General features: G+C 68.8%; 17 protein-coding genes. 5 read left to right on the forward strand and 12 right to left on the reverse strand.

Going from position 1 to position 22974, the window contains the following annotated elements; translation table 11 throughout:
- The first annotated feature begins 13 nt into the window (after positions 1-13).
- Positions 14-1522, forward strand: coding sequence for a glycoside hydrolase family 13 protein (locus AB0B64_RS36450; RefSeq protein ID WP_358183178.1), 1509 nt, complete (start codon positions 14-16; stop codon positions 1520-1522).
- Here AB0B64_RS36450 and AB0B64_RS36455 read toward each other — a convergent pair.
- From AB0B64_RS36455 to AB0B64_RS36465, 3 genes are all read right to left on the reverse strand, one after another.
- Positions 1514-2704: an MFS transporter gene (locus AB0B64_RS36455; RefSeq protein WP_358183181.1), complete on the reverse strand. Its 1191-nt coding sequence runs from the start codon at positions 2702-2704 to the stop codon at positions 1514-1516. The two genes, AB0B64_RS36450 and AB0B64_RS36455, sit on opposite strands and share 9 nt — an antisense overlap.
- Positions 2701-3081 (reverse strand): thioesterase family protein, encoded by a 381-nt coding sequence (locus tag AB0B64_RS36460; protein ID WP_357953568.1) that lies wholly within the window; start codon positions 3079-3081, stop codon positions 2701-2703. Before AB0B64_RS36460 ends, AB0B64_RS36455 begins: the two co-directional genes overlap by 4 nt.
- Before the next feature lie 65 nt (positions 3082-3146).
- On the reverse strand, positions 3147-4586 hold the full coding sequence (locus AB0B64_RS36465; protein WP_358183184.1) for an MFS transporter: 1440 nt from the start codon (positions 4584-4586) through the stop codon (positions 3147-3149).
- Positions 4587-4656: 70 nt separating this feature from the next.
- Between AB0B64_RS36465 and AB0B64_RS36470 the strand changes: the two genes are divergently transcribed.
- On the forward strand, positions 4657-5562 hold the full coding sequence (locus AB0B64_RS36470; protein WP_358183187.1) for an SDR family oxidoreductase: 906 nt from the start codon (positions 4657-4659) through the stop codon (positions 5560-5562).
- A 53-nt stretch (positions 5563-5615) separates the two neighbouring features.
- On the opposite strand, the gene AB0B64_RS36475 is transcribed toward AB0B64_RS36470, so the two are convergent.
- Positions 5616-6227, reverse strand: coding sequence for a helix-turn-helix domain-containing protein (locus AB0B64_RS36475; protein WP_358183191.1), 612 nt, complete (start codon positions 6225-6227; stop codon positions 5616-5618).
- A gap of 101 nt (positions 6228-6328) precedes the next feature.
- On the opposite strand from AB0B64_RS36475, the gene AB0B64_RS36480 reads away from it, so the two are divergent.
- Positions 6329-7483 carry an acyl-CoA dehydrogenase family protein gene (locus AB0B64_RS36480; RefSeq protein ID WP_358183194.1) on the forward strand — a complete coding sequence of 385 codons (1155 nt, stop codon included), beginning with the start codon at positions 6329-6331 and terminating at the stop codon, positions 7481-7483.
- 1 nt (position 7484) lies between these two features.
- Positions 7485-9584, forward strand: coding sequence for an acetate--CoA ligase family protein (locus AB0B64_RS36485; RefSeq protein WP_358183197.1), 2100 nt, complete (start codon positions 7485-7487; stop codon positions 9582-9584).
- Positions 9585-9666: 82 nt separating this feature from the next.
- Here the strand turns inward: AB0B64_RS36485 and AB0B64_RS36490 are convergent, their stop codons facing one another.
- The 3 genes from AB0B64_RS36490 to AB0B64_RS36500 are packed head-to-tail and all read right to left on the reverse strand — an operon-like array spanning position 9667 to position 11834.
- A complete protein-coding gene (locus AB0B64_RS36490) occupies positions 9667-10794 on the reverse strand; it encodes a thiolase (RefSeq protein WP_358183200.1) in 1128 nt (375 codons plus the stop codon).
- A gap of 19 nt (positions 10795-10813) precedes the next feature.
- Entirely contained in the window at positions 10814-11269 is a 456-nt protein-coding gene (locus tag AB0B64_RS36495; RefSeq protein WP_358183203.1) for a Zn-ribbon domain-containing OB-fold protein, read from the reverse strand.
- Between the two features lie 55 nt (positions 11270-11324).
- Complete coding sequence (locus AB0B64_RS36500) at positions 11325-11834, reverse strand: VOC family protein (protein ID WP_358183207.1); 510 nt, start codon at positions 11832-11834, stop codon at positions 11325-11327.
- Between the two features lie 153 nt (positions 11835-11987).
- Here AB0B64_RS36500 and AB0B64_RS36505 point away from each other — a divergent pair, with 153 nt between their 5' ends.
- Entirely contained in the window at positions 11988-13304 is a 1317-nt protein-coding gene (locus AB0B64_RS36505) for an MFS transporter (protein ID WP_358183211.1), read from the forward strand.
- A gap of 718 nt (positions 13305-14022) precedes the next feature.
- On the opposite strand, the gene ettA is transcribed toward AB0B64_RS36505, so the two are convergent.
- The 5 genes from ettA to AB0B64_RS36530 form a co-directional block, all read right to left on the reverse strand.
- Positions 14023-15687 (reverse strand): energy-dependent translational throttle protein EttA, encoded by a 1665-nt coding sequence (ettA, locus tag AB0B64_RS36510; RefSeq protein ID WP_225292519.1) that lies wholly within the window; start codon positions 15685-15687, stop codon positions 14023-14025.
- A gap of 949 nt (positions 15688-16636) precedes the next feature.
- Positions 16637-17836, reverse strand: coding sequence for a cytochrome P450 (locus AB0B64_RS36515; RefSeq protein WP_358183214.1), 1200 nt, complete (start codon positions 17834-17836; stop codon positions 16637-16639).
- 899 nt (positions 17837-18735) lie between these two features.
- Positions 18736-19218: a MarR family transcriptional regulator gene (locus AB0B64_RS36520; protein WP_358183218.1), complete on the reverse strand. Its 483-nt coding sequence runs from the start codon at positions 19216-19218 to the stop codon at positions 18736-18738.
- Between the two features lie 527 nt (positions 19219-19745).
- Positions 19746-21038, reverse strand: a complete 1293-nt coding sequence (locus tag AB0B64_RS36525) for a GGDEF domain-containing protein (protein WP_357953589.1) — start codon at positions 21036-21038, stop codon at positions 19746-19748.
- Between the two features lie 519 nt (positions 21039-21557).
- Positions 21558-22787: a single-stranded DNA-binding protein gene (locus AB0B64_RS36530; protein WP_358183223.1), complete on the reverse strand. Its 1230-nt coding sequence runs from the start codon at positions 22785-22787 to the stop codon at positions 21558-21560.
- Positions 22788-22974 lie beyond the last annotated feature (187 nt).

The following is a 22974-nucleotide window of genomic DNA, read 5'->3' on the forward strand; positions in this document are numbered from 1 at the left end:
GCATGACCGCCCCATGGACATCCCCTGGTGGCGTGATGCCGTCGTCTACGAGATCTATGTTCGCAGCTTCGCCGACGCCTCAGGAGACGGCGTCGGCGATCTGGCCGGAGTGCGTGAGCGGCTGCCCTACTTGGCGGAGCTCGGGGTCGACGCGATCTGGCTGACCCCCTTCTATCCCTCGCCGATGGCCGACGGCGGCTACGACGTGGCCGACTACCGCGGCGTCGACCCGCTGTTCGGGACGCTGGACGACTTCGAGTCGCTGGTCGCCGACGCGCACCGGCTCGGGCTGAGGGTCCTCGTGGACGTGGTGCCCAACCACAGCTCCTCGGAGCACCCCTGGTTCCAGGCCGCGCTGCGCGGCGAGCACCGCGACCGCTACCTCTTCCGCGCCGAGCCGAACAACTGGCAGTCCACCTTCGGCGGCCCGGCCTGGACGAGGCTGCCGGACGGGCAGTATTACCTGCATCTGTTCGCCCCCGCCCAGCCGGACTTCAACTGGCGCAACCCCGAGATCCACCGGGAGTTCCTCGACATCCTGCGGTTCTGGCTGGACCGGGGCGTCGACGGGTTCCGCATCGACGTGGCGATGGGCCTGTACAAGGCGTGGGGGCTGCCCGACATCCAGGACCAGTCCTTCAAGTCGGTCTCCCCGATCTGGGGCCAGCCGGAGGTGCACGAGGTCTACCGGTCCTGGCGCAAGCTGCTCGACGGCTATCCCGGCGAGCGCATGGCGGTGGGCGAGGTGTGGACGGACAGCCCCGAGGACCTGGCGCTCTACGTGCGCCCCGACGAGTTGCAGCAGAGCTTCAACTTCGCCTGGCTGCAGGCGCCGTGGTCGGCGACCGCGTTCAAGAAGGTCATCGACGACACGCTGGCCGCGGTCCCGTTCGCCACGTGGGTGCTGTCCAACCACGATGTCGTACGGCACCGCACCCGCTACGACGCCGCCGATCCGGGCACGGGTCTGATGCGGGCCAAGGCGGCGTTGCTCACGATGCTGGCTCTCCCCGGGTCGGCATATCTCTACCAGGGGGAGGAACTTGGCCTCCCTGAGGTGAAGGATCTTCCCCCGGAGGCGCGGCAGGACCCGGTCTTCATCCAGTCGAAGGGGGAAGTGGCCGGCCGCGACGGCTGCCGGGTGCCGCTGCCGTGGTCGGCCGACGGCGGGTCGTACGGGTTCTCGCCCGACGGGGTGGCGCCGTGGCTGCCGCAGCCGGCCGCGTTCGGGGCACTCAGCGCGGCGGCCCAGGCCGCCGATCCTGGATCGACGCTGTCCTTCTACCGCCGGGCCCTGGCCTGCCGCCGTGAGCTGGTGGGATCGCTGCCCTACACGCTGGAGTGGCTGGACTCCCCCGAAGGCGCGCTCTTCTTCACCCGCGGCTCCTTGATCTGCGCACTCAACTGCGGCACCGAGCCGGTGCGGCTGCCGTCGCACGACGGCGTCCTGCTGCCCAGCGGACCGCTCGAAGGCGACCTGCTGCCGCCCGACACGGCCGTCTGGCTGCGTGCGTCAGCCTGACGGGCGGGCCTCCTCCGGTTCCGCGGTGGCGTGCCGCTCGCCGCGCGTGGGGATGACGGGCAGCGAGATCAGCGCGCACGCCAGCCCCGCCGCGAACCCGGCCCAGTAGTCCGTGGCCGTGATCAGCAGCCCGGCCAGCGGCGTGACGGCCAGGGAGACGACGTTCTGGATGGTGTTGTGGGTGCCCAGCACCCGCCCCGCCCATCCGGGGCCGGCGAGCTCGCCCGCCGAGAGGTAGGCGAGCCCGTTCCCCGCCACGGTGATCACCGCGGCCAGCGCCAGCATGGCCGGGCCGAGCCACGACTTGGTGACCGCGCCCAGCACCAGCAGGGCCAGCACGGCCAGCGAGCCGAACGTCAGCAGCCGCAGCGGCGCCATCCGCAGGCCGCTCCGGTCGGACCAGCGGCCGACCGCGATACGCACCGCCGCGCCGCCGATCGCCGCCATGCCGAAGAGCTGTCCCGCCCGTACGCCGTCCCAGCCGTAGACGCCGACCAGGCAGGCCACGCCGTACGTGCTGACGACGATCTGTGGCACCACGTGCAGCGCGCTGGTCGCGTGCACCCGCCAGAGCGCGGGCTGCCGGTACGGCGAGGCGGCCGGTGCCGTACGAGCGCCCGAGATCGCGTGCGGCGGCTCGGCCAGGAAGAGGGCGGCCAGGACGGCGGCGAGCAGGCTGACCCCCGCGCAGACGATGAACACCCCCGAGATGCCGTGGGCCCGCGCGATCGGCGGCAGGACGAACGCGGCCACGGCCATGCCGAGGGTGTAGGAGACCTGGCGCAGCCCCATCGCGACGCCGCGCTCCGGCGGCTCGAACCAGCGCAGCACGATCCGGCCGCCGCCGACCATGGCCGCCGACCCCATGGCGCCGGCCAGGGCGAGCAGCGGGACCACCGCCCAGATCTCGGTCACGAAGGCCAGGGCGGCGAACAGTACGGCGGCCAGCCCGACGCCGACGCCGAGCACCAGCCGCTCGCCCCGCCGGTCGGCCAGCATGCCCCAGGCGACCAGGGACAGCAGGATGCCGAAACCGGGAGCGTTGCCGATGACTCCGGCCACCGGCAGCGAGACACCGAAATATCGCTGGATATCCGGCATGACGAGCGGCAGCCCGAACAGCCCCAGCGTGACGCAGGCGTGCGCGTTGACCCCCAGACCAAGCATCAGCCAGCGCTTCATGCCGACATGAACCGCCGCAGGTAGCCGAGTTCGTCGGAGGTGAGCCTGCGGGGCGCGGCACGTTCGACGTCGTAGGCGACGATCACCGAGGTGGCCCGGACGAACAGCTCCTCGTCGTCGCGGATCTCGTACTCCAGCGTGAACCGGACCGGCCTGATCTCGGTCACCCAGGTCTCCACCCGGACCGGCTCGGGGCGGAAGCCGAGCGGGCGCAGGTAGTCGATCTCGTGGCGGGAGACGACGAGGCCTTTGAAGGGGGCGTCACCCGCCTTGTACGGATCGATGTGGAGCATCCCCAGCCGGGCGTCCTCCAGATAGTCGAAGAAGCGGACGTTGTTCACATGCCCAAGTGAGTCGATGTCCGCAAATCTCACCATTCGGGGGAAGATATGCCGCTGGGCGAGGGATTGTTCAACCACGCAGGCCACCGTACCCGCCCCGGTCAGGTGGCCTTGCGCCGGGCCGTACAGGCCAGAACGGTCAGGACCGAGATCGCGACCGTGCACCCGAGCGCCCATCGGTAGCCGGTGACCAGCTGCTCGACCGCAAGACCGGAGACCCGCGAGAGCGTGCCGGCGAAGACCCGGTCGTGCAGCGCGGCGGGCAGCGGCGCGGTGATGATGGACAGCGTCAGCGCGGTGCCCACGACCACGCCGGTGTTCTGCAGCATGAGCCGCATCGCGTTGACGATGCCCAGCCGGTTCGAGGGCAGGCCGTCCAGGATCGCGGTGGTGTTGGAGGGCAGGAACACCCCCGAGCCGAGTCCGATGAGCACCAGCGCGAGCGCGACCGTGACGTACGGGACGCTCGACGAGATCGTGCAGAGCAGGAGCGACAGCCCGGCGGTGGTCGTGGCGGCCCCGGCGACCGCGAGCGTGCGCGGGCTCATTCGGCGCTGCAGCAGGCCCGAGCCCGCCGAGCCGATCATCCCCGCGGCGGCCAGCGGCAGCACCTTCAGCCCAGCGCGCACCGGGTCGTCGCCGCGCACGGCTTGGAAGTAGAGCGCGACGAGGAACACCAGCCCCACGCGGGCGACGGAGTTGAGGAACGACGCCAGCGTGCCGAAGGCGAAGCCGCGATCCCCGAACAGGCCGATGTCCACGACCGGATGGGCGGCCCTGAGCTCCCTGACCACGAACAGCGGCAACCCCAGTACGAAGGCGGCCAGCCCGGCGAGGATCAGCGGGTGGCCCCAGCCGAGCCTGGTCACCTCCGACAGCGCCAGCAGCAACCCGCCCAGGGTGACCAGGACGAGCACGTTGCCCGGCAGGTCGAGACCGCGATCACGCCCGGCGGGCTCGACCCGTCGCAGCACGATCGCGCCCCACACCAGGCAGGCCAGCCCGAGCGGCACGTTGTACCAGAACACCCAGCGCCAGCCGAGCTGCTCGGCCAGGAGGCCGCCGAGCGTGGGCCCGGCGAGCTGGGCGATCGAGAACGAGGCGACATAGACGCCCATCCCCTCGCCGAGCCGCGCGCGGGGGAAGGCGTCCGTGACCAGGGCGGCGCTGTTGGTCATCAGCATGGCGGCGCCGGCGGCCTGTAACACCCGCAGGGCGACGATCGTCCAGGCGTCCGGCGACAGCCCGGCCAGCAGCGCCGCGAGCGTGTCGGTGCCCAGCCCGCAGAGGTAGAGCATGCGCCGCCCGAACATGTCCGCCAACCGGCCGAAGACCACCATGAGCACGGTGTTGGTCAGCTGGAAGCCGAGCAGGATCCAGCTCGCGGCCGTGGCGTCGGCGTGGGTGCTCCTGGCGATCTCGGGCAGGGCGACGTTGATCGCGCTGCCGCCGAGCCCGGTGAGGACGCTGGCCAGGCTCACCACCGACAGGGTGCGCCAGGCGTACCGGACCTGCTCCCGTTCCTCGACTACCGTCACCACGGGGCCTGTCCTTTCTAGATTTCAATACTAGAATCTAGTTCGCATCGGCAGGTAGTCAAGGAGGTGCGACATGAGCGGTATCGTCGAGGGTTGCGTGGTGATCGTCACGGGCGCGGCCAGGGGCATCGGGCGCGGTCACGCGCTCGAGTTCGCCCGGCAGGGCGCGAAGGTCGTGGTCAACGACCTGGGCGCGGAGGTCGACGGCACGGGCTCATCGGACGCCGCCGCCGCGGTGGTCGAGGAGATCGAGGCGCTGGGCGGGGAGGCGATCGTCAACGGCGAGGACGTCTCCGACTTCGACGGGGCGGCCCGGCTGGTCCAGGCGGCCGTCGACCGCTTCGGCGACCTGCACGTGCTGGTCAACAACGCGGGCATCCTGCGTGACCGGATGCTGGTCAACATGACGGCCGAGGAGTGGGACGCGGTCATCAGGGTGCACCTGCGCGGGACGTTCGCGCCGCTGCGGCACGCGGCGGCCTACTGGCGGGCCAAGGCGAAGGCCGGGGAGCGGGTGGACGCGCGGATCATCAACACCACCTCGTCCTCCGGCATCTACGGCAATCCGGGGCAGGGCAACTACGGCGCCGCGAAGGCGGGCATCGCGGGCCTGACGGTCATCGCGGCCAAGGAGCTGGAGCGTTACGGCGTGACCGTGAACGCGATCGCCCCGGCGGCGCTCACCCGTATGACGGAGAACCTCGTCCCGACCGGCGCCGGCTCATCGGGCGCCGACCCCGACGACATCGCGCCGCTGGTGGTCTGGCTGTCCAGCGCCGAGGCCAGGGGGATCACCGGGCGGGTGTTCAACGTACGGGCGGGGGTGATCAGCGTGGCCGAGGGCTGGCACGCCGGTCCGGCCGTCGACAAGGGTGGCCGGTGGGACCCGGCCGAGCTGGGCGCGGTCATCCCCGCCCTGGTCGACAAGGCCGCGCCCAACGCGCTGACCAACGGCCAGATCCCTGGACGGGAGAGCTGACCGATCTCTTGGCGGGAGAGCTGAACGTGGTGCGCCGCGTGTGGTCGGGGTGATCAGCCCTCTGCCAGGACCCTGAGTGGGTCGAGGCGGCGGATCAGCGTCATCGCCGCCTCGATCACCTCGCGGGCGGCGTCCTCGGTGTCGCTGGTGGCGACCTCGCGGGCCGCCTCGCCGATGATGCTGGTCAGCGCGGCGACGGTGAACCGGTCGAGCGAGTCGGCGCCCGCACCGAGCAGCACGGCGTTCTGGCGTACCCACTCCCGGCCCCGGGTGCGGCGGACCAGCTCGAAGCCCGGCGGTCCGTCGCCGTCGATGAACAGCCGGACCAGGTCGCGCCGCTCCCACGCGCCCGCGAGGTAGGCCCGCGCCCCGGCGATGAGCAGCTCGACGGGGTCGTGGACGCCCGCCTGCTTGGCCCGCGACACGCTGGCGGCCGCGGCCTCCTCGTGCGCCGCCTGGTGGTCCTCGTAGAGCGCGAGGAACAGCTCGGTCTTGCCGCCGAAGTGGTGGTAGAGGCTGCCGACGCTGGAGCCGGCGCGGGCCACGACCTCGGAGACGTTCGCCTCGGCGAAACCGTGCTCGCTGAAGACCTCGCGAGCCGCGGTCAGCATGCTCTGGCGGGTCTGGGCCGTACGGCTCCACTCCCACGACGACTTCCGTGCCATGGGTCCTATCGTACCGGGGCGAATTCTAGAATTTGATTCTTGACAGGAACGCGTCCCGGCTGGCTTCCTAGAGGAACGTTCTAGAAATTGGGGAGGCGGTCATGGACTTCTCGCTCAGCGCCGAGGAGCGTCAGATCCGCGACACCGTGCGCTCCTTCGTCGAGAAGGAGATCATGCCGCTGGAGCCGGAGGTCCTGCGCAACGAGCGCGAGGGCCGCCCGGCGCTCGCCCCGGAGGTCCTGCGCGACCTGCGGGCCAGGGCGAGGAAGATGGGCTTCTGGGGGATCAACACCCCCGAGGAGTACGGTGGCGCCGCGCTGGGCCCGGTCATGTCCGCGATCATCGTCATGGAGCTGGGCCGGACCTTCGTCCCGTTCATGTTCGGCGGCAGCGCCGACAACATCCTCTACGCGGGCACCCCCGAGCAGCAGGCGCGCTACCTGCTCCCGACGATCGAGGGCGAGCGCCGCTCCTGCTTCGCGATCACCGAGCCGGGCGCGGGTTCCGACGCGCGCAACATCCGTACCCGCGCGGTCCGTGACGGCGCCGAGTGGATCATCAACGGCGAGAAGACGTTCATCACCGGCGGCAGCGAGGCCGACTTCGTCATGGTGTTCGCCGTGGCCGAGCCGTACGGCGTGACCTGTTTCCTGGTCGACCGCGACATGGGCTGGACGTCCGAGCCGATCCCGACCATGGGCGAATGGGGTCCGGCGTCGCTGGTGTTCCAGGACGTGCGGGTGCCCGAGGAGAACATCCTCGGCGAGCTGGGCAAGGGCTTCGAGCTGGCCATGCAGTGGATCGGCCAGGGCCGCTACATGATCCCGGCGCGGGCCATCGGCTCGGCCGAGCGCATGCTGGGCATGGCCATCGACTACGCCAAGATCCGCAAGTCGATGGGGCAGGCGATCTCCGAGTACCAGGCGATCCAGTGGATGATCGCCGACTCGCAGGTGGAGATCGAGGCGGCCAAGTGGCTGACCCTGTACGCGGCCTGGCGGGTGCAGGAGGGCCTGGACGCCCGGCACGCAGCGTCGATCGCCAAGCTCAACGGCGCGATCATGGCCAACCAGGTCGTGGACCGGGTGCTGCAGATCCACGGCGGCATGGGCTACACCAAGGAACTGCCGATCGAACGCTGGTATCGCGAGCTGCGCCTGCTGCGCATCTTCGAGGGCACCGACGAGATCCAGCGCCGTACGATCGCCCGCAATCTGATCAAGGGACACGCCCGCTTGGGCACCATTGGGGAGTGATATGTCGGTCGAGGCGCTGTTCAACCCGGGATCCATCGCGCTGGTCGGCGCCACCGACAAGTCGGGGTGGTCGATCAGCACGCTGCTCAACCTGCGTACCTACGGCTTCGCCGGGCGCGTGTACCTGGTCAATCCGCGTGGCGGGACCGTGCACGGCGAGCCCGCCCACCGGAGTCTCGCCGAGGTTCCGGCGCCGGTCGACCTGGCCTACGTCATGGTGCCGACGGGCGCGGTGCTGGGGGTGCTGCGGGAGGGGGCCAAGCTGGGGATCCGGTGTTACGTGATCCTGACGGCGGGCTTCGGGGAGGCGGGACCTGAGGGTGCGCGGCTGGAGTCGGAAATTTCGGCTTTTGCTGAGGAAAATGATCTGACGATCCTGGGGCCGAACGGGAACGGCTACATCAACGCCGCCGCCGGCATCACCCCGTACGGACTGCCCATCCCCCAGCCGCTGCTGCGCGGATCGGTGGGCGTGGTGCTGCAGAGCGGCGCGCTGGCCAGCTCCGTGCTCGGCTTCGCGCAGGCCCGCAACGTCGGCATCAGCCTGCTGACCTCGATGGGCAACGAGTCGGTCGTGAGCGTCACCGACGTGGTCGACCATCTCGTGGATGATCCCGCCACCAAGGTGATCGCGCTGTTCCTGGAGACGATCCGGGATCCGGCCGAGTTCTCCCGCGTCGCCAGGCGGGCGCTGCTGGCGGGCAAGCCGATCGTGGCGCTGAAGATCGGCCGCAGCAGGCTCGCCTCCCACACGGCGCAGGCCCACACCGGCGCGCTGGTGGGGGACGACGACGTCATCGACGCGGCGCTGCGGCAGCTCGGCGTGATCAGGGTCCGGTCTCTGGAGGACCTGGTCATCACGGCGGGGCTGCTCGCCTCCGTGGGACCGCTGCCCGGGCGGCGCGTCGGCGTCGTCACGCCGTCGGGTGGCGCGTCGGAGATCATCGCCGACCGGGCCGAGGACGAGGGTCTGGAGCTGCCGCCGTTCGCACCGTCGACGGTGGCGCGGCTGGCGGAGATCGTCCCGTCCTTCGGCACCGTGCAGAACCCGCTCGACGTGACCGGCTACGTGCTGATCGACCGGACGCTGCTGGGCCGGGCGCTGGAAGCCGTGACCGCCGATCCGGGGATCGACCTGGTCATGCTGCTGTCGGAACCGCCTCGGGTCGCGCCGCCCGACCCCGCTCCGGCCTTCGCCCTGTACGCGGCCAGCGCCCGGCGGATCGCCGAGTCGCCGGTGCCTGTCGTCGTGGTGAGCAACGTGCTGACGGATGTGACGGAGTTCGGCCGGGCGGTGCAGGAGGAGACCGGGTTTCCGTACGTGGTGGGCGGGATCGAGCACGGGATGTCGGCGATCGGCGCGGCCGTCCGCTGGTCGGCGGCCCACACCCGCGCCCTCGCCGATCCGGCCTTGGCTGGAGCCCCTGCCGGCGCGGGTGAGGAGGCGGCCTTGGTCGGGGCGGCCGGGGTGTGGGGGGAGCATCGCGCCGCTGCCCTGCTGGCTTCGGCGGGCGTGCCTGTCGTGCCGTCGGAGCTGGTGGGCGATGAGGTGGCGGCGGTCGCGGCGGCGGAGCGGTTCGGGTTCCCGGTGGTGCTCAAGACCGCCGCCGAGGGCTTGGGCCACAAGAGCGACCTGGGCGGCGTACGGCTGGGGCTCTCCTCTCCCGACGAGGTACGGCAGGCGTACCGCGACGTGGTCGCCGCGCTGGCGGGGGAGACGGCCGCCCTGGTGCAGCCCCAGCGCGACGGCGGGGTGGAGCTGCTGGTGGGCGTCGTGCGGGATCCCGCCTGGGGCCTCACTCTGGCTGTGGGACTGGGCGGGATCTGGGTGGAGGTGCTGCGTGACACTGCCCTGCGGATCCTGCCGGTGGACGCCCGTTCGGTGCGGGAGGCGCTGACGGAACTGCGCGGGACCGCGTCACTGCGAGGCGTGAGGGGTGGTGAGCCCGCCGACCTCGACGCGGTGGCCGAGGTGGTGGCGCGGGTGGCGGCGTTCGCGGAGTCACTGGGGGACCGCCTGGAGTCGCTGGAGATCAACCCGCTGCTGGTCAGGGGGTCCCACGTGGAGGCTCTGGACGCGCTGGTGACATGGCGCACCTGACGGGACGGCAGGCGTCCGTCATGGCAGCCGGACGGGACTACGGATGTCCGTCACGGAGGCCGGTTCGGCAGGGCCGGGTCGGTCATAGCAGCCGGTTCGACAGGACCAAGGTGGCGGCGGTGGCGAACATGCCGCCGTTGCCCAGCACCACGCTCACCTCCACCCCCGGCACCTGGGCGGCGGCCTCCCCGCGGAGCTGCCGGACCGCCTCCTGGATGGCGAACATCCCGTACATCCCGGTATGCGTGTACGAGAGCCCGCCCCCGTTGGTGTTGAGCGGCAGCCGACCGCCCGGCGACGTGTGCCCTTCGGCGATGAACGCCCCCGCCTCCCCCCGCCCGACGAAGCCCAGATCCTCCAGCCCGTAGATCGGCACGTGCGCGAACGCGTCGTACACCATCACATGGTCCACGTCCTCATGCGAGATCTTGGCCTCGGCGAAGGCCGACTCCCCCGACAGCCGGAATGCCTTGGACGAGGTGAAGTCCTCCATCTGCGAGATGATCGGCGAGTCGGCCGCCTCACCCGAGCCGAGCAGGTGGACCGGCTCACGCCTGGCCCGATCCTCGGAGGTGACGATCAGCGCGCCGCCCCCGTCCGTCACCAGACAGCATTCCAGCAGGTGGAACGGGTAGGCCACCAGCCGAGACGCCAGCACGTCCTCGACCGTGATCAGCTCCCGGTACATCGCGCGCGGATTGAGGTGTGCCCACCGCCGCTGCGCGACCGCCACCTCGGCGAGCTGCTCGTGCGTGAGCCCGGTCTCCTTCATGTACCGCAGCGCCGTCAGCGTGAACAGCGTCGGCGGCCCCGCCACCCCGTACGGCAGCTCGAACTGCCCCAGCAGCGAGTCGGCCCCCATCCCGAACCGCGCCGCGCCGACCCGGGACCGTCCCGACTCGCCATGGGTGATCAACACGGTGTGGCAGAGCCCGGCGCGGATCGCCGCGGCCGCATGCCGTACATGGAAGAGGAACGACGACCCGCCCACGCCGGTCCCGTCGAGCCAGGCGGGGGTGACGCCGAGCGCGTGGGCGATCTGTACCGGCCCCGGCGTGCCCACGGTGGCGAGGCCGTCGATGTCGTCCTTGGTCATCCCCGCGTCGGCGAGCGCGTTGCGCGCGGCCTCCAGGTGCAGTCCCATGGTCGAGTGGTACGGCAGGCGGCCCACCTCGTCGGTCTCGGCCGCGCCGGCGATCACGATGTTCATGCGGTGGCTCCAGCCGGGTTCATGCGGTGGCTCCAGAGTGGCTACGGCCAGTCTCTTCACGATCGCTCCGGCCGGTCTCTTCAGCCGGCTCGAAGAGCGGCACGCACACGTCGCCGCGCCGCTCGAAGACCACGCGGAGGCTCAGGTCGAGCGGCAGGTTCTCGGGGACGATCTCGACGCCGACGACGTTCGTCATCATGCGTACCCCTTCCGCCAGCTCCACGACGGCGATCGCGTACGGACCGTCGTCCTCGAAGCCGGGCGCGGGACGGTGGTTGATCACGTACGAGTACAGGGTCGCGCGGCCACTGGCCCGCACCCACTCCACGTCGGCGGAGCCGCAGTGCGGACAGTCGGGCCGTGGATAGAAGTAGTGCCGCGCGCACGCCCGGCAGCGCTGGATCCTGAGCTCTCCGGCCGCCGTGCCGTCCCAGAAGGGCTGCGTCTCCGGTGTGGGCCTCGGTGCGGGCTTCATCAGCCTCCCCAATCTAGTTCTAGAATGACACTCTAGATTTGGATTCGGGCGAACCTCAAGGGCTGGGGATTCCGTTGCCGTTGCGGCCACGGCCGTCGAGTACGTCGTCCAGCGACGGCCGGTGCTCCGTGTCACGGGGACCCGCCTGGGCCAGCTGGATCAGCACGCCGTGCGCCTCCTTGGGATGCAGAAACACCTCACGCCAGCGCTGGTCCCGGACGTTCAGGCCGTGGAGCCGGTAGCCGCGCTCGGTCAGCCTGGCCACGGCGGCGTCCAGGTCGTTGACGTGGAAGTTCAGGTGGTGGACGCCGCCTCTGCCGCGGGTCAGCTCGAAGAAGCTGTCGAAGAAGTCCGAACCGGCCAGCGGCTCCATCAACTCGACCTTGCCACCGCCCTCATAGGTGAGCTGCAGAGTGCGGTAGCCGCTCGAACGGTTATCGCCACCGCCGCCCAGGTGACGGCCCCCGAGCAGGTCGCGATAGATCGGCAGCAGGTCCCGGATACGCGGCGCCGCCACGGCCGTGTGATCGAAGGTCACCTCTAGCCCGTCCAGTTCCAGGTCCACACTGACTCCCTTCCTAGAATTCGATTCTAGATCTTAGCGGAGCGTCCCGCACTCTTGACGTGGGGCGTTGTGAGGAGCAGCATTTCAGAAATGGATTCTAGAGCTACCTTCTAGAACTCATGACGGGGGCCTGTACGACGAGAGAGGCGAGTCATGAGACTGTCCTACGTCCGCGAACTCGACGAGTACCCCACCGGCGCCCGGCGCATGAAAATCCTCACGATGGCCGTGCTCGCCATCCTCATCGGGTCCTACGAGGCGCAGATCGCGCCGGTGGTCCCGCTGCTGCTCAAGGACCTGCACATGACGCTGGCCACCTACGGCGCCGTGTCGGGCGCCGCCGCCATCGCCGGTGCGATCGCCTCCATCCTGGGCGGACGGCTCACCGACCGGCTCGGCCGGGTGCGGCTGCTGGTTCCCCTGATGATGCTCACCGCCGTGTGCTGCTTCGTCATGACGCTCGTGCACAGTCCGCGCGACCTGCTGCTCGCCCGCATCCTGCTGGCGTTCGTGGACGGCGTGGCCATGGCCAGCACCGCGCCCCTGGTACGCGACTTCTCGCCGCGGCTCGGCCGGGCGCAGGCGTTCGGCTTCTGGACCTGGGGACCGGTCGGCGCCAACTTCCTGGCCGCGGCCATCGCGGGCTGGACGCTGCCGATCTTCCACGATTCGTGGCGCTCGCAGTTCGTCATCATGGGCTGCTTCTCGCTGGTGATCTCGTTCGTCATCGCCTTCAACATCGCCGACCTCTCCCCCGAGCTGCGGGCCAGGATCCAGCACACCGAACAGGCCGCCACCCAGGTGGTCGACCTGAGCCAGCCGGCCCGCCTCCGCTCGCTGTTCGCCAGGCGCAACATCTGGGCGCACGTGGTGGGGATCTCGCTCTGGCTGGTGCTCTACCTCACGCTGTCGTTGTTCGGGCAGACGATGCTCGTCGGGGCGCTCGGCATCAGCACCGCTCAGGCGTCCACCATCATGGCGGCGTTCTGGAGCCTGAACCTGATCACACTGATCATCACCGGACGCCTCTCGGACCGCACACAGCTGCGCAAGCCGTTCTCACTGGGCGGCACGATCGCCGCGGTGCTCGTCACCGCCTACCTCGCCGTCTCGCTCGGGCAGGAAAGCGTCTCGACGGGCACACTCATGCTGGTGGGCGCGCTGCTCGGCGGCTCGCTCGGCGTGGCGTACGCACCCTGGATGGCCAACTACTCCGAGGACGCGGAGGACGCCGACCCGCGGCTGCAGGGCACGGCTTGGGGGCTGTTCGGGTTCCTCACCAAGGGCATCGCCGTGATCGGGCTGGTCGTCATCCCTCGGGTGGTCGAGGCCACGAACTGGCAGATTTGGCTGTTCATCTCGCTCGGCTGCCTGATCCTGTTCATACCGGCGATCGTCCTGTTCAACGGCCCATGGCGCCGACCCTCCCGCACCCCTGTCACCGTCGCCCTAGAGTCGGCCGAAGGCTGACAGCCCCCCTGAAGTCGGCTGAAGGCCGACCGCCCTCGGCGGGCCAAGCGACGACCGCCCGGGCCGCAGGGATGGCCGCAGGGATGGCCGCATTCGGGATGCCCAAGATGGCCGTCCCTGGGGGCGAAGCGTGGCCGACCAGAGGAGGCCGAAGACGACCGAGCTGTCCGCCGAGCTCGCCAGGATGCCGCTGGCGCCTGCCGCCTCGTAGACGGCTAGCGTCGCATCCACGGGGTCGGTTCAGCACCCAGACGGCCGACTATACGCACGTCACGGCGCTCAGCCACCTCCACCGGAGGAGCGTGCCCCTGGACAGACCCCAGCCACGCACAGAGGGTGGGGCCCACCGGGCCTGCCGTAACAGGTAAGAGAACGCCCAGCCACGTCCAGCGGCACACGCCCCGCACGGGGCACGCGACACACCGGGCTAGGCCTAAACCAACGGAAACAGCCCGTCACCGCCAACAACCCACACCCCGGGCGGCCCGAGCCCGGCCCGCCCGCCGTCCTCGCGCGCCAGCCGAGCCTGACCGCGCGGGTCGACACACCTCAGAAACGCCCGACCACTTCCAACGACACACACCCCGGTCCCGTACGGCGGACGAGCCGCCAAGATTCACCGGCAGCTGATGACCGCAGGCGTCCGGCCGCTGATGACCGCAGATGTCCGGGGCCGGGAGTGTCGAGGAAACTCGTGCGCTCCCGGCCGGGGCAGAAGTTAGTCGCGGTGGAGCTTGCGGTAGGTGATCCGGTGGGGGCGGGCGGCGTCCGCGCCCAAGCGCTCGATCTTGTTCTTCTCGTAGTCGGCGAAGTTGCCCTCGAACCAGAACCAGTTCGACCCTTCCTCCCACGCCAGGATGTGCGTGGCGATGCGGTCGAGGAACCACCGGTCGTGCGAGGTGATGACCGCGCAGCCCGGGAAGTCGAGGAGCGCGTTTTCCAGCGAGGAGAGCGTCTCGGTGTCGAGGTCGTTGGTGGGCTCGTCGAGCAGGAGGACGTTGCCGCCCTGCTTGAGGGTGAGCGCCAGGTTGAGGCGGTTGCGCTCGCCGCCCGACAGAACGCCGGCCTTCTTCTGCTGGTCGGGCCCCCTGAAGCCGAACGCCGCGATGTAGGCGCGGGACGGCATCTCGACGTTGCCGACCTTGATGTGGTCGAGCCCGTCGGAGACGACCTCCCAGACGTTCTTGTTCGGGTCGATGCCGCCACGGCTCTGGTCAGCGTAGGAGATCTTGACGGTGTCGCCGACGACGATCGACCCGCTGTCGGGCGTCTCACTGCCGGTGACCATGCGGAACAACGTGGTCTTGCCGACGCCGTTGGGGCCGATGATGCCGACGATGCCGTTGCGCGGCAGGTCGAAAGTCAGCTTCTCCATGAGCACCCGGTCGTCGAACCCCTTGGTGAGGTCCTCGGACCTGATCACCGTGGTGCCGAGACGCGGGCCCGGCGGGATCTGGATCTCGTCGAAGTCGAGCTTGCGGTGCTTGTCGGCCTCGGCCGCCATCTCCTCGTAGCGCTGCAGACGCGCCTTGCTCTTGGTCTGGCGGGCCTTCGGGTTGGAGCGGACCCACTCAAGCTCGTCTTCGAGCCGCTTCTTACGCTTGACGTCCTTCTGCCCCTCGACCTTGAGGCGCTGCGTCTTGGCCTCCAGGTACGTGGAGTAGTTGCCCTCATAGGCGTAGGCGCGGCCGCGGTCGAGCTCCAGGATCCACCCGGCGACGTTGTCGAGGAAGTAGCGGTCGTGGGTGACGGCGAGGACGGTGCCCGCGTATTTCTCCAGGTGCTGCTCCAGCCACTGCACACTCTCGGCGTCGAGGTGGTTGGTGGGCTCGTCGAGCAGCAGGAGATCGGGGGCCTCCAGCAGCAGCTTGCACAGGGCGACACGGCGGCGCTCACCACCGGACAGCGTGGTCACATCGGCGTCGGGCGGCGGACAGCGCAGGGCGTCCATGGCCTGCTCGAGCTGGCTGTCGACGTCCCACGCGTTGCGGTGCTCAAGCTGGTCCTGCAGCTTGCCCATCTCGGCGAGCAGCTCTTCGCTGTAGTCGGTGGCCATCTGCTCGGCGATCGCGTTGTAGCGCTCGAGCATCTCCAGCGTCTCGGCGACACCCTCCTGGACGTTGCCCAGGACGGTCTTCTCCTCGTTGAGCGGGGGCTCCTGCTGGAGCATGCCCACGGTGAAGCCCGGCATAAGTTTGGCGTCGCCATTGGACGGCTGCTCCAGGCCGGCCATCATCCGGAGCAGCGTCGACTTTCCGGTGCCGTTCGGACCCAGGACGCCGATCTTGGCTCCGGGCAGGAACGACAGCGTGACGTCGTCAAGGACAACCTTGTCGCCGTGCGCCTTGCGCACGCGCTGCAACGTATAGATGTACTCCGGCATGGCATCTAGCTTAGGGGCTCTCGACCCGGGCTTCCGCCGCTCCACCGGACGGTCATGAGACGGCAGGCGCCACATCGGATAGTGGGCGATCTCCGGCGACAGTTTCGGTCGTCGGGATCCATGCTCGGTGACGGCCTCGGTCGTCGGGACCCATGCCCGGTGACGGCCTCGGTCGTCGGGACCCATCCCCGACACCAGCTTCATGCGCCGGAACCCATCCCCGCCAAGAGCTCAGGTGAACGACCAGAGTCCGTTTCGCCATCGTCCACCGCCGCGTTGCGCAGTCGGCCGTCTGGAACCTCTTCCTATCAGCCGTACGTGCCACCTGACGATCAGTGTGGCCGGGCTCCACAGGGTGTCGGCCATCGGCTGCGGCGTGATCCCAAACTCGGGTCGTCGCCACGGAGACGACCTCGTCCGCCGCACCACAACCCGAGATCGGCGTACCAACCCCAACTCCTTGGGGTTGGTACGGGTGATCGTCGACGGATCGGCCAGGCCACGGGTGAGATCGGCCACCCCACCCGGCTTCACCGGCTGGATCGCATCGCCGGACACACCCCTGGCCGACCGCTGACGCGCGGAGCCGCCAGCACGGGCTGCGCGGGGTGGCCATCCGGCCGTTCAACGTGGCAGGGGCGCGGCATCCCGGCGAGCATCCCGTCCAGGGCGGGCCGACCGTCCTGCTCACCGGACAGCCCCTGGCCGACCGTTGGCGCACCGGACAACCCCCTAACTGACCGTTGACACACGCGACGCGCCGCCCCCTCACCGGACGCGCCCCTGGCCGACCGTTGGCGCACCGGACAACCCCCTAACTGACCGTTGGCACACGCGACGCGCCGCCCTCCTCACCGGACATGCCCCTGGCCGACCGATGGCGCGCGCGGGATGCCGTTCTCGACGAGTTGCTTGTGCACTTCGACCAGGCGACTCGACGCGCAAATGGTCAGATCAATCGAAGGCGGCGCACTCCTGTCATGGTCGGCGCGGGCATGAAGTCCACGGGGTCGTTCGGATCGGTGCGCAGGGGGTTGAACCGGTCGAGCAGGATGTTCAGGGCGACCCGTCCCTCCAGCCGGGCCAAGGGGGCGCCCAGGCAGAAGTGGATGCCGCGGCCGAAGGCGAGATGCGGGTTGGGGTCGCGACCGGGGTCGAAGACGTCGGGGTTGGGGAACTGCCGAGGGTCTCTGTTGGCCGGTCCGGGCCAGACCATGATCAGTTGGTCGGCCGGTATCGTCACGCCGCCGAGTTCGGCTTCGCGGGTGGTGGAGCGGCCGAGGGCGGCGAACGGGGTGAAGAAGCGGAGAGATTCCTCGATGACGGCCGGGACCAATTCGCGGTCAGCCCGTACCTTGTCCTGCTGCTCGGGAAAGGCGTCCAGGCAGAGCACCGTGTTGCCGAGGAGCATTGTCGTGGTGATGTGTCCAGCGAGCAGGAGGATGATCGCGAAGTTGACCACCTGGACGTCGGGAAGGCGTTCGCCGTCCACCTCGGCCTCCACCAGCCTGGTGAGCAGGTCCGCACGCGGCTGCCGTTTGCGCTCTGCGGCATGGCCAGCGAGATAGGCGGACATTTCATGCCAGGGTCGTAGTGAGGCCTGAATGTCCGCGTTCTGTTCCTCTGTGGGCTTGGAGAGTGAGATCTTGGCGTCGCGCTGAAACAGCGCATCAGCCCACTGTTTGAACAGGGCGCGATCGCTGCTGGGCACACCCAGCAGTTCGGCGATGACGATGACCGGAAGCGGGTAGGCGAGATCGGTCACGAGTTCGAGCTGGCCGCGTTCTTGCGCCTCGTCGAGCAGTTCGTGGGTGAGGGCGGCGATCCTCGGCTCGAGATCCGCGACGACCTTACGGGTGAAGGCGCTGCTGACCAGCTTGCGCAGCTTGCCGTGCTCCGGCGGGTCGATCTGGGTGATGAAACCCTCCATCGAGAATTCCTCGGCGGCAGGCATCAGGCTCTTGGGAATCACCCGCATGGTGTCGGAGGAGAACGTCGCCGGGTCCCCGAGGACCTCCTGTAGCTCCGGGTAGCCGTAGACGTTCCACATTCCGATGTCGGCGTCGTACTCGACCGGCTGACCCGCTCGCGGCCCGTGCAGCCAGAAGTGCTGTTTGGGGATGTTGTACCTCTCGACGATGTCGGCCATCGCCTCTCCCTTGGTAGTGGATCCGTTTTCGGTTGGGGATCAGTTCTTGAAAGATCGAGATGTACTTCCCTGGCCACCCGGGGACGGCCCGAGGTCAGGTAGATGCGGCCATCTACATACGGCCGCCTGTCTCTCCCCGCTGCGGCGAGCACCTCAGCCGGGAAGACGCGTGCAGCTGCATCCGTGCTGGATCCCGGCGCGCGACGTCGCGGTGGACTCCGCGACGATCTCCGTGGACATGCGCGGCGAGAGCGATTTCGTGACATCGGCGCGCTTAGAGCAGGGATCGGTTTTCGCTGGCCACGTTCAGTAGCGCTGACACAGGACGCCTGGGGCCGATAACGGACGTGGTAGCGCCGTACCGGGATCTTGTGGTGGTACGTGGGCCCTGTGGTGGTACGTGACTCCTGTGGTGGTACGTGAATCCTGTGGTGGTACGTGGGCCCTGCGGTGGAACGTGAGTCCTGTGGTGGTACGTGAGTCCTGCGGTGGAACGTGGGCCCTGCGGTGGTGCGCAGATCCTGCCGTGATGCCGGAAATATATGGAAATACGTTGATCTTGCAGTAGCGCCGTTAACGTGCCTAAGTGCGTTGATTATTCATTAGCGCCGCTATTGTTCGCTGGCGCGTTGATCGTACGTTGGCGAGCGGATCACGCTTTGGTGCGTGGGTCGCCTGGTGATGCCGCGAGCCTGAGGAAATACGTTGGTCCCGCGGCGGTGCGTGATGAAGGGCACATGCGCTACGCATCCGAGGTAGGGGTTCCATCGCTCACGTAGTGGTCGCTGAGGATTCTCCGTGGCGAACGACTCTCTCTCATCCCCACAGGTAGAGGATGTCGACAAGTGTTCAGGTCACCCCCTCATCGGCATGCCGCTGAAGTGGACCCTTTCCCGCGTTCATTTAGCGCTCCGATCCTCGTGACCCGACTTCTCGCGATAGTCCTGCCAGCGCAGAAGGAACTCGTTCGTGTCGTGCTCAATGAAGGCGAAGAACTCCCGAGACTCCTCCAGCCGCGCTCGCTGGTCGGGCCGGCTCTCGCCGACGATCGACAACCCGAAGTCCAACGTTTCCAGGCCGAATCCCACCCCGCCCAGCTGAACCCTCAGGACGTGTTCCCATCCCCCGCCGGCTATCTGGTAACGGTGCTCACGGCTTGACGTGGGAACACGCTCGATCATCCCGGCGCCCTCAAGCTGTCTGGCCACCGTGCTGATCGCGGTCTTGCTCACGTCGAGCTGCGCGGCCAGATCAGTGAGCGACTGGTACGAGGGGTCGCAGATCATCAGCCACGCATACACGCGGCCCATCGTCCGCGTCCCGCCCAAACGCTCCATGACCAGACCCATTCGGTCGACGAACTCGGTCTCCTGCGGCTCCATCTATGCGAACTCCGACGTTATCGTAAAGTACGTACTTGACGAAGTGTATGCATTGCCTCGCCGTGTAGCAACAGTCCGAAGGACGCATACAAAGCCCCCGGCTTGGGCGCTGGGCTCAGATTGCGGGCTGGAGGATTGCGGGTTCGACGTCAGATGGCGACCTCTTCAGGAGCACGCCAGGTAGCGGGCCGCAGAGGTCGAGCGCGACATCACACGGCAACCTTTCCAGGAGGACATCAGGTAGCACCCCGCTAAAGTCCCAATACGACGTCAAGCAGCAGCCTTCAGGAAGGGCGTCACGCCAGGAGGGCATCACGCGACGAAGCCTTCGGGAGGACGTCACGCAGCGGGATCTTCGGGAAGACGCCAGGCAGCGTGCTGCAGAAGTCTGGTGTGACGCCACACGACGACCTCCCCAGAAGGACATTAGGCAGCAGCCCGCCGAAGCCCCGCCACGACGCCAGGTGGCAGGCGGCAGGCGGCAGGCCCATGACTAGGGATCAGGTGACGAGGGCTTCGGGAAGATGTCAGGCGGCGGGGTCTTCAGGGAGGGCGGGTGGAGGTGGTTGGACGACGGGGACGCAGACTCGGTCGCGGCCGAGTTCTTTAGCGCGGTACAGCGCCAGGTCGGCGGCGGCGAGGAGTTCGATCAGGTCGTCGCCGTGGACGCTCATCAAGGCCACGCCTGCCGAGATGGTGACCGAGATCATCGCGTCGTCCGCCGGGACGGACATGCGGCCGATGCAGTAGCGGAGGCGTTCGGCCACTCGGCGGGCCTCGTGGATGTCGGCGCGCGGTAGGAGGACCACGAACTCCTCTCCACCGAAGCGGCCCACCACGTCGTAGTCGCGCAGTTGGCTGCGGATAGTGGCCGCGACGCCGACGAGAACCTGATCGCCGGCCAGATGGCCATGGGTGTCGTTGACCCGTTTGAAGTGGTCGATGTCGATGATCAGGAGGGCGAGCGTCTCGCCGGTGCGGCGGGCGCGGACGATCTCGGTGTCGGCCTCTCGCTGCCAGGCGGCGGCGTTCAGCAGGCCGGTCTTGGCGTCGGTGCGGGCCGCCGCCTGGAGCTGGGCGTGCAGGAGGCTGCGCTGGAGGAGGACGACCGGCGGCAAGGCGAGGAGCAAGAGGGCGAGGTTGAGCCCGCAGGCGATCGCGACCGTGACGCCGAGGCAGAGCTCCACGACGTCAAGGAGCACGTTCTCCCTGTCCCAGAGCACCTCGCGCCAGGAGATGTCGGGGTTGGCGGTGTGTGCCGCGATCGCGATGAGGATGGTGTTGAGCAGGGCGAAGAGCACGGCGGAGCCGATCGCGCAGAGGATCGGGAGTCCGTTGCCCCGCGAGAGCACCGCCGAGTCGGGTACGAGCCAGTGGAACGTCACGGACGCCGTGCAGGCCGCCAGCCCGATGACCGCCGCACTGCACACCCGGCGGTAGAGGACCGTCGCACGGACCCGCCATTGCAGCAGGACCTGCAGCACTATCGGCGCGAACAGCGAGTAGACCGGCGGCAGCAGCAACGCCACCGGCAACCACCACGCGGACAGCAGGTCGCGGGAGACACCGGCGGGCATGCCCAGACGCCTGGTGGCCTCGATGCAGACCGCGCCGCAGCCCATGAGAGCGGCGAACGTCAATAGCTGCGGCCACCGGAGTTCGGTAGATGTCGTGAAAAAGACGGTTGCGGCGAGATTCAGGATGACGATCCCGCTCAGGTAGTAAAGAAGCGGACGACGTTGTCCGAGCAGTGGCCAACGGCCGGCCAGCGTTGAAACACCGTTGCGAGGCTTGACCGAGGCGTGACTGGTCGCCGCCATCTCGTCCCCTCCCTGACTAACGATGTGTAACACATTAATTGCGGAGTGTGCGTTGCGCGATGGGAACCAACTACGTTTGACGTTGTGACCACATACGTGCTGTAGTCGGCGAATGACCCGCTCACTCCGCGAGTGGACCGTGTTGAAAGGAGCAGCCATGGTGCAGGGCGTGACCTGGACCTGAGAGACGCTCTAGCAATCTGACACCCCGGCAACACCATCGGCCGAATTTTCGGTGCCACCCCGTGGGGCTTCATGGCATCACCGCGTACGGCCGGTGACCCCTCCCTTCCTTCCCGCTCTCACCTGCGGGCGCATGAGCGGGCACCGGCTTGATCGACCGATGCTCCGCTCATGCGTGAGCCGTTGTGCAGCAGAGCCCGCTACGCCGCCGCTCGGTCCTGGCTCGCTACGCCGCCGCTGCTCGATGCTGGCCCGCTACGCCGTCGCCACTCGGTCCTCGCCCGTTATGGCGCCGCCAGGTCCTCGCCCGCTACACCGCCGCTCGCTCCTGGTCCGTTATGCCGCTGCTCGCTCCTCCGTCGGCCAACCAGCGTCCTCCGCCTCGGTCTCGTTGTCGTCGGCACCCAGGATCCGTACGGTCGCGCCGCCGCTCCTGCCTGCCGGAGACGGAGCACCTCGGGACTGGGACCGCGTCGACGCCGCCCTTGCTGACGTGACATCTGTTGACGCCGCAACTGTTGACGCGGTGCTGGTTAGTCCGGCGCCTGGCGCAGAGCCAGTTGATGCGGCATCTGCTGACGCCGCACCCCTTGATGCGGCAGCCGTTGATACCGCACCTATCGACGCCGCAGCCATTGGCTCGGCGTGGGTGGGTGCGAGATCGGTTGACGAATCACCGGTGGGCGAGGTGGCGCTCGGTGAAGAGGCGGAATGCTTGGTGTTGGGCTGCTTGGTGGCTGCGGGGCCGCTCCGCTTGGTGGCGGCTCCCGTAGCGGGGCTTTCGAGGGCGCGGGTGCTACGGGAGCCGGTGCCGAGCACGCTGGCGGATATCTGGTCCTCGATGCTGCGAGTCGGCGCATGCCCCTCCTCGGACGTGCCGCTCTCCTCGGACGTGTGGGGCGGTGAAGCCGGGTGGTTCTGCTGTGATGCCGTGCGGTTCCCCGGTGCCAGCACCTCGTCTGCCAGCACCGGCCCGGTCGGCCTGGCCGCGGCGACGTCTAGCGGCTCCGCTGGACGGTCAGGGCCGCGCTTCTGCTCCTCCGCGACGCGGGGGGCGGAGCCTTCATCCATCCGGGCATCTACTCGGGCGGTCACCCGGGTTGTCGTGAGGCGGTCGGGGGCGGGCTTGGCGCCCATGGCCCAGTCCTGGGTTTCCTCGTCCAGGCGGTCGCGCATCTCCTTGCTCACCGAGCCGGTGCCGCCGCCGCGCTCCGGCTTGGCGAAGACGCCTGTGCCCCAGCGCAGGTCGTGGCCCACCGAGCTGGCCTCGACCTCGGGCATGAAGCGCCGGTCGCCCTCGGGGCCGAACTCTCTGATACGGAGTTTGCCGGAGACGACCACGGGCTGTCCTACCTGCACGGATTTGGCGACGTTGTCACCGAGGGCACGCCAGCAACGGACCGCGAAGCACACTCGCTCCCCGTCGGCCCACTGTCCGGTCCTCTTGTCGAAGTAACGGTGGGTGGTGAGCACCCGGAGTGAGGTCACCCTGGCACCGTCGTCGAAGCTGTATTGGCGTGGCTCTGCTGCGACGTTGCCGGTGAGTGTGATGTAGATGTCGTTCATCCCGTTGCCTCCACTGTGGCGGGCGGGGTGCCCGCGGCCTGGGAGTACGGTGCCTCAGGTAGGCGTGGGCGGGCGGGGCCGAACGGGGTTCTGTGGATAGCGTCGCCTTGAGGACAGTTGCCTGTGGACGAAGCCACCTCTGAGGTGACTGCCCGTGGACAAGTCACCCCTGTGGGAACTGCCCGTG

It is taken from the genome of Nonomuraea sp. NPDC049129 (genome assembly GCF_040648495.1).
Classification (GTDB): Bacteria; Actinomycetota; Actinomycetes; order Streptosporangiales; family Streptosporangiaceae; genus Nonomuraea.

What these genes read in the sequence shown, in the direction of transcription:
- AB0B64_RS36450 (WP_358183178.1), top strand. Translation starts at nt 14, where the DNA reads ATGGACATCCCCTGGTGGCGTGATGCCGTCGTCTACGAGATCTATGTT.
- AB0B64_RS36455 (WP_358183181.1), bottom strand. Translation starts at nt 2,704, where the DNA reads ATGAAGCGCTGGCTGATGCTTGGTCTGGGGGTCAACGCGCACGCCTGC.
- AB0B64_RS36460 (WP_357953568.1), bottom strand. Translation starts at nt 3,081, where the DNA reads ATGGTGAGATTTGCGGACATCGACTCACTTGGGCATGTGAACAACGTC.
- AB0B64_RS36470 (WP_358183187.1), top strand. Translation starts at nt 4,657, where the DNA reads ATGAGCGGTATCGTCGAGGGTTGCGTGGTGATCGTCACGGGCGCGGCC.
- AB0B64_RS36475 (WP_358183191.1), bottom strand. Translation starts at nt 6,227, where the DNA reads ATGGCACGGAAGTCGTCGTGGGAGTGGAGCCGTACGGCCCAGACCCGC.
- AB0B64_RS36480 (WP_358183194.1), top strand. Translation starts at nt 6,329, where the DNA reads ATGGACTTCTCGCTCAGCGCCGAGGAGCGTCAGATCCGCGACACCGTG.
- AB0B64_RS36485 (WP_358183197.1), top strand. Translation starts at nt 7,485, where the DNA reads ATGTCGGTCGAGGCGCTGTTCAACCCGGGATCCATCGCGCTGGTCGGC.
- AB0B64_RS36490 (WP_358183200.1), bottom strand. Translation starts at nt 10,794, where the DNA reads ATGAACATCGTGATCGCCGGCGCGGCCGAGACCGACGAGGTGGGCCGC.
- AB0B64_RS36495 (WP_358183203.1), bottom strand. Translation starts at nt 11,269, where the DNA reads ATGAAGCCCGCACCGAGGCCCACACCGGAGACGCAGCCCTTCTGGGAC.
- AB0B64_RS36505 (WP_358183211.1), top strand. Translation starts at nt 11,988, where the DNA reads ATGAGACTGTCCTACGTCCGCGAACTCGACGAGTACCCCACCGGCGCC.
- ettA (WP_225292519.1), bottom strand. Translation starts at nt 15,687, where the DNA reads ATGCCGGAGTACATCTATACGTTGCAGCGCGTGCGCAAGGCGCACGGC.
- AB0B64_RS36515 (WP_358183214.1), bottom strand. Translation starts at nt 17,836, where the DNA reads ATGGCCGACATCGTCGAGAGGTACAACATCCCCAAACAGCACTTCTGG.
- AB0B64_RS36520 (WP_358183218.1), bottom strand. Translation starts at nt 19,218, where the DNA reads ATGGAGCCGCAGGAGACCGAGTTCGTCGACCGAATGGGTCTGGTCATG.
- AB0B64_RS36525 (WP_357953589.1), bottom strand. Translation starts at nt 21,038, where the DNA reads ATGGCGGCGACCAGTCACGCCTCGGTCAAGCCTCGCAACGGTGTTTCA.
- AB0B64_RS36530 (WP_358183223.1), bottom strand. Translation starts at nt 22,787, where the DNA reads ATGAACGACATCTACATCACACTCACCGGCAACGTCGCAGCAGAGCCA.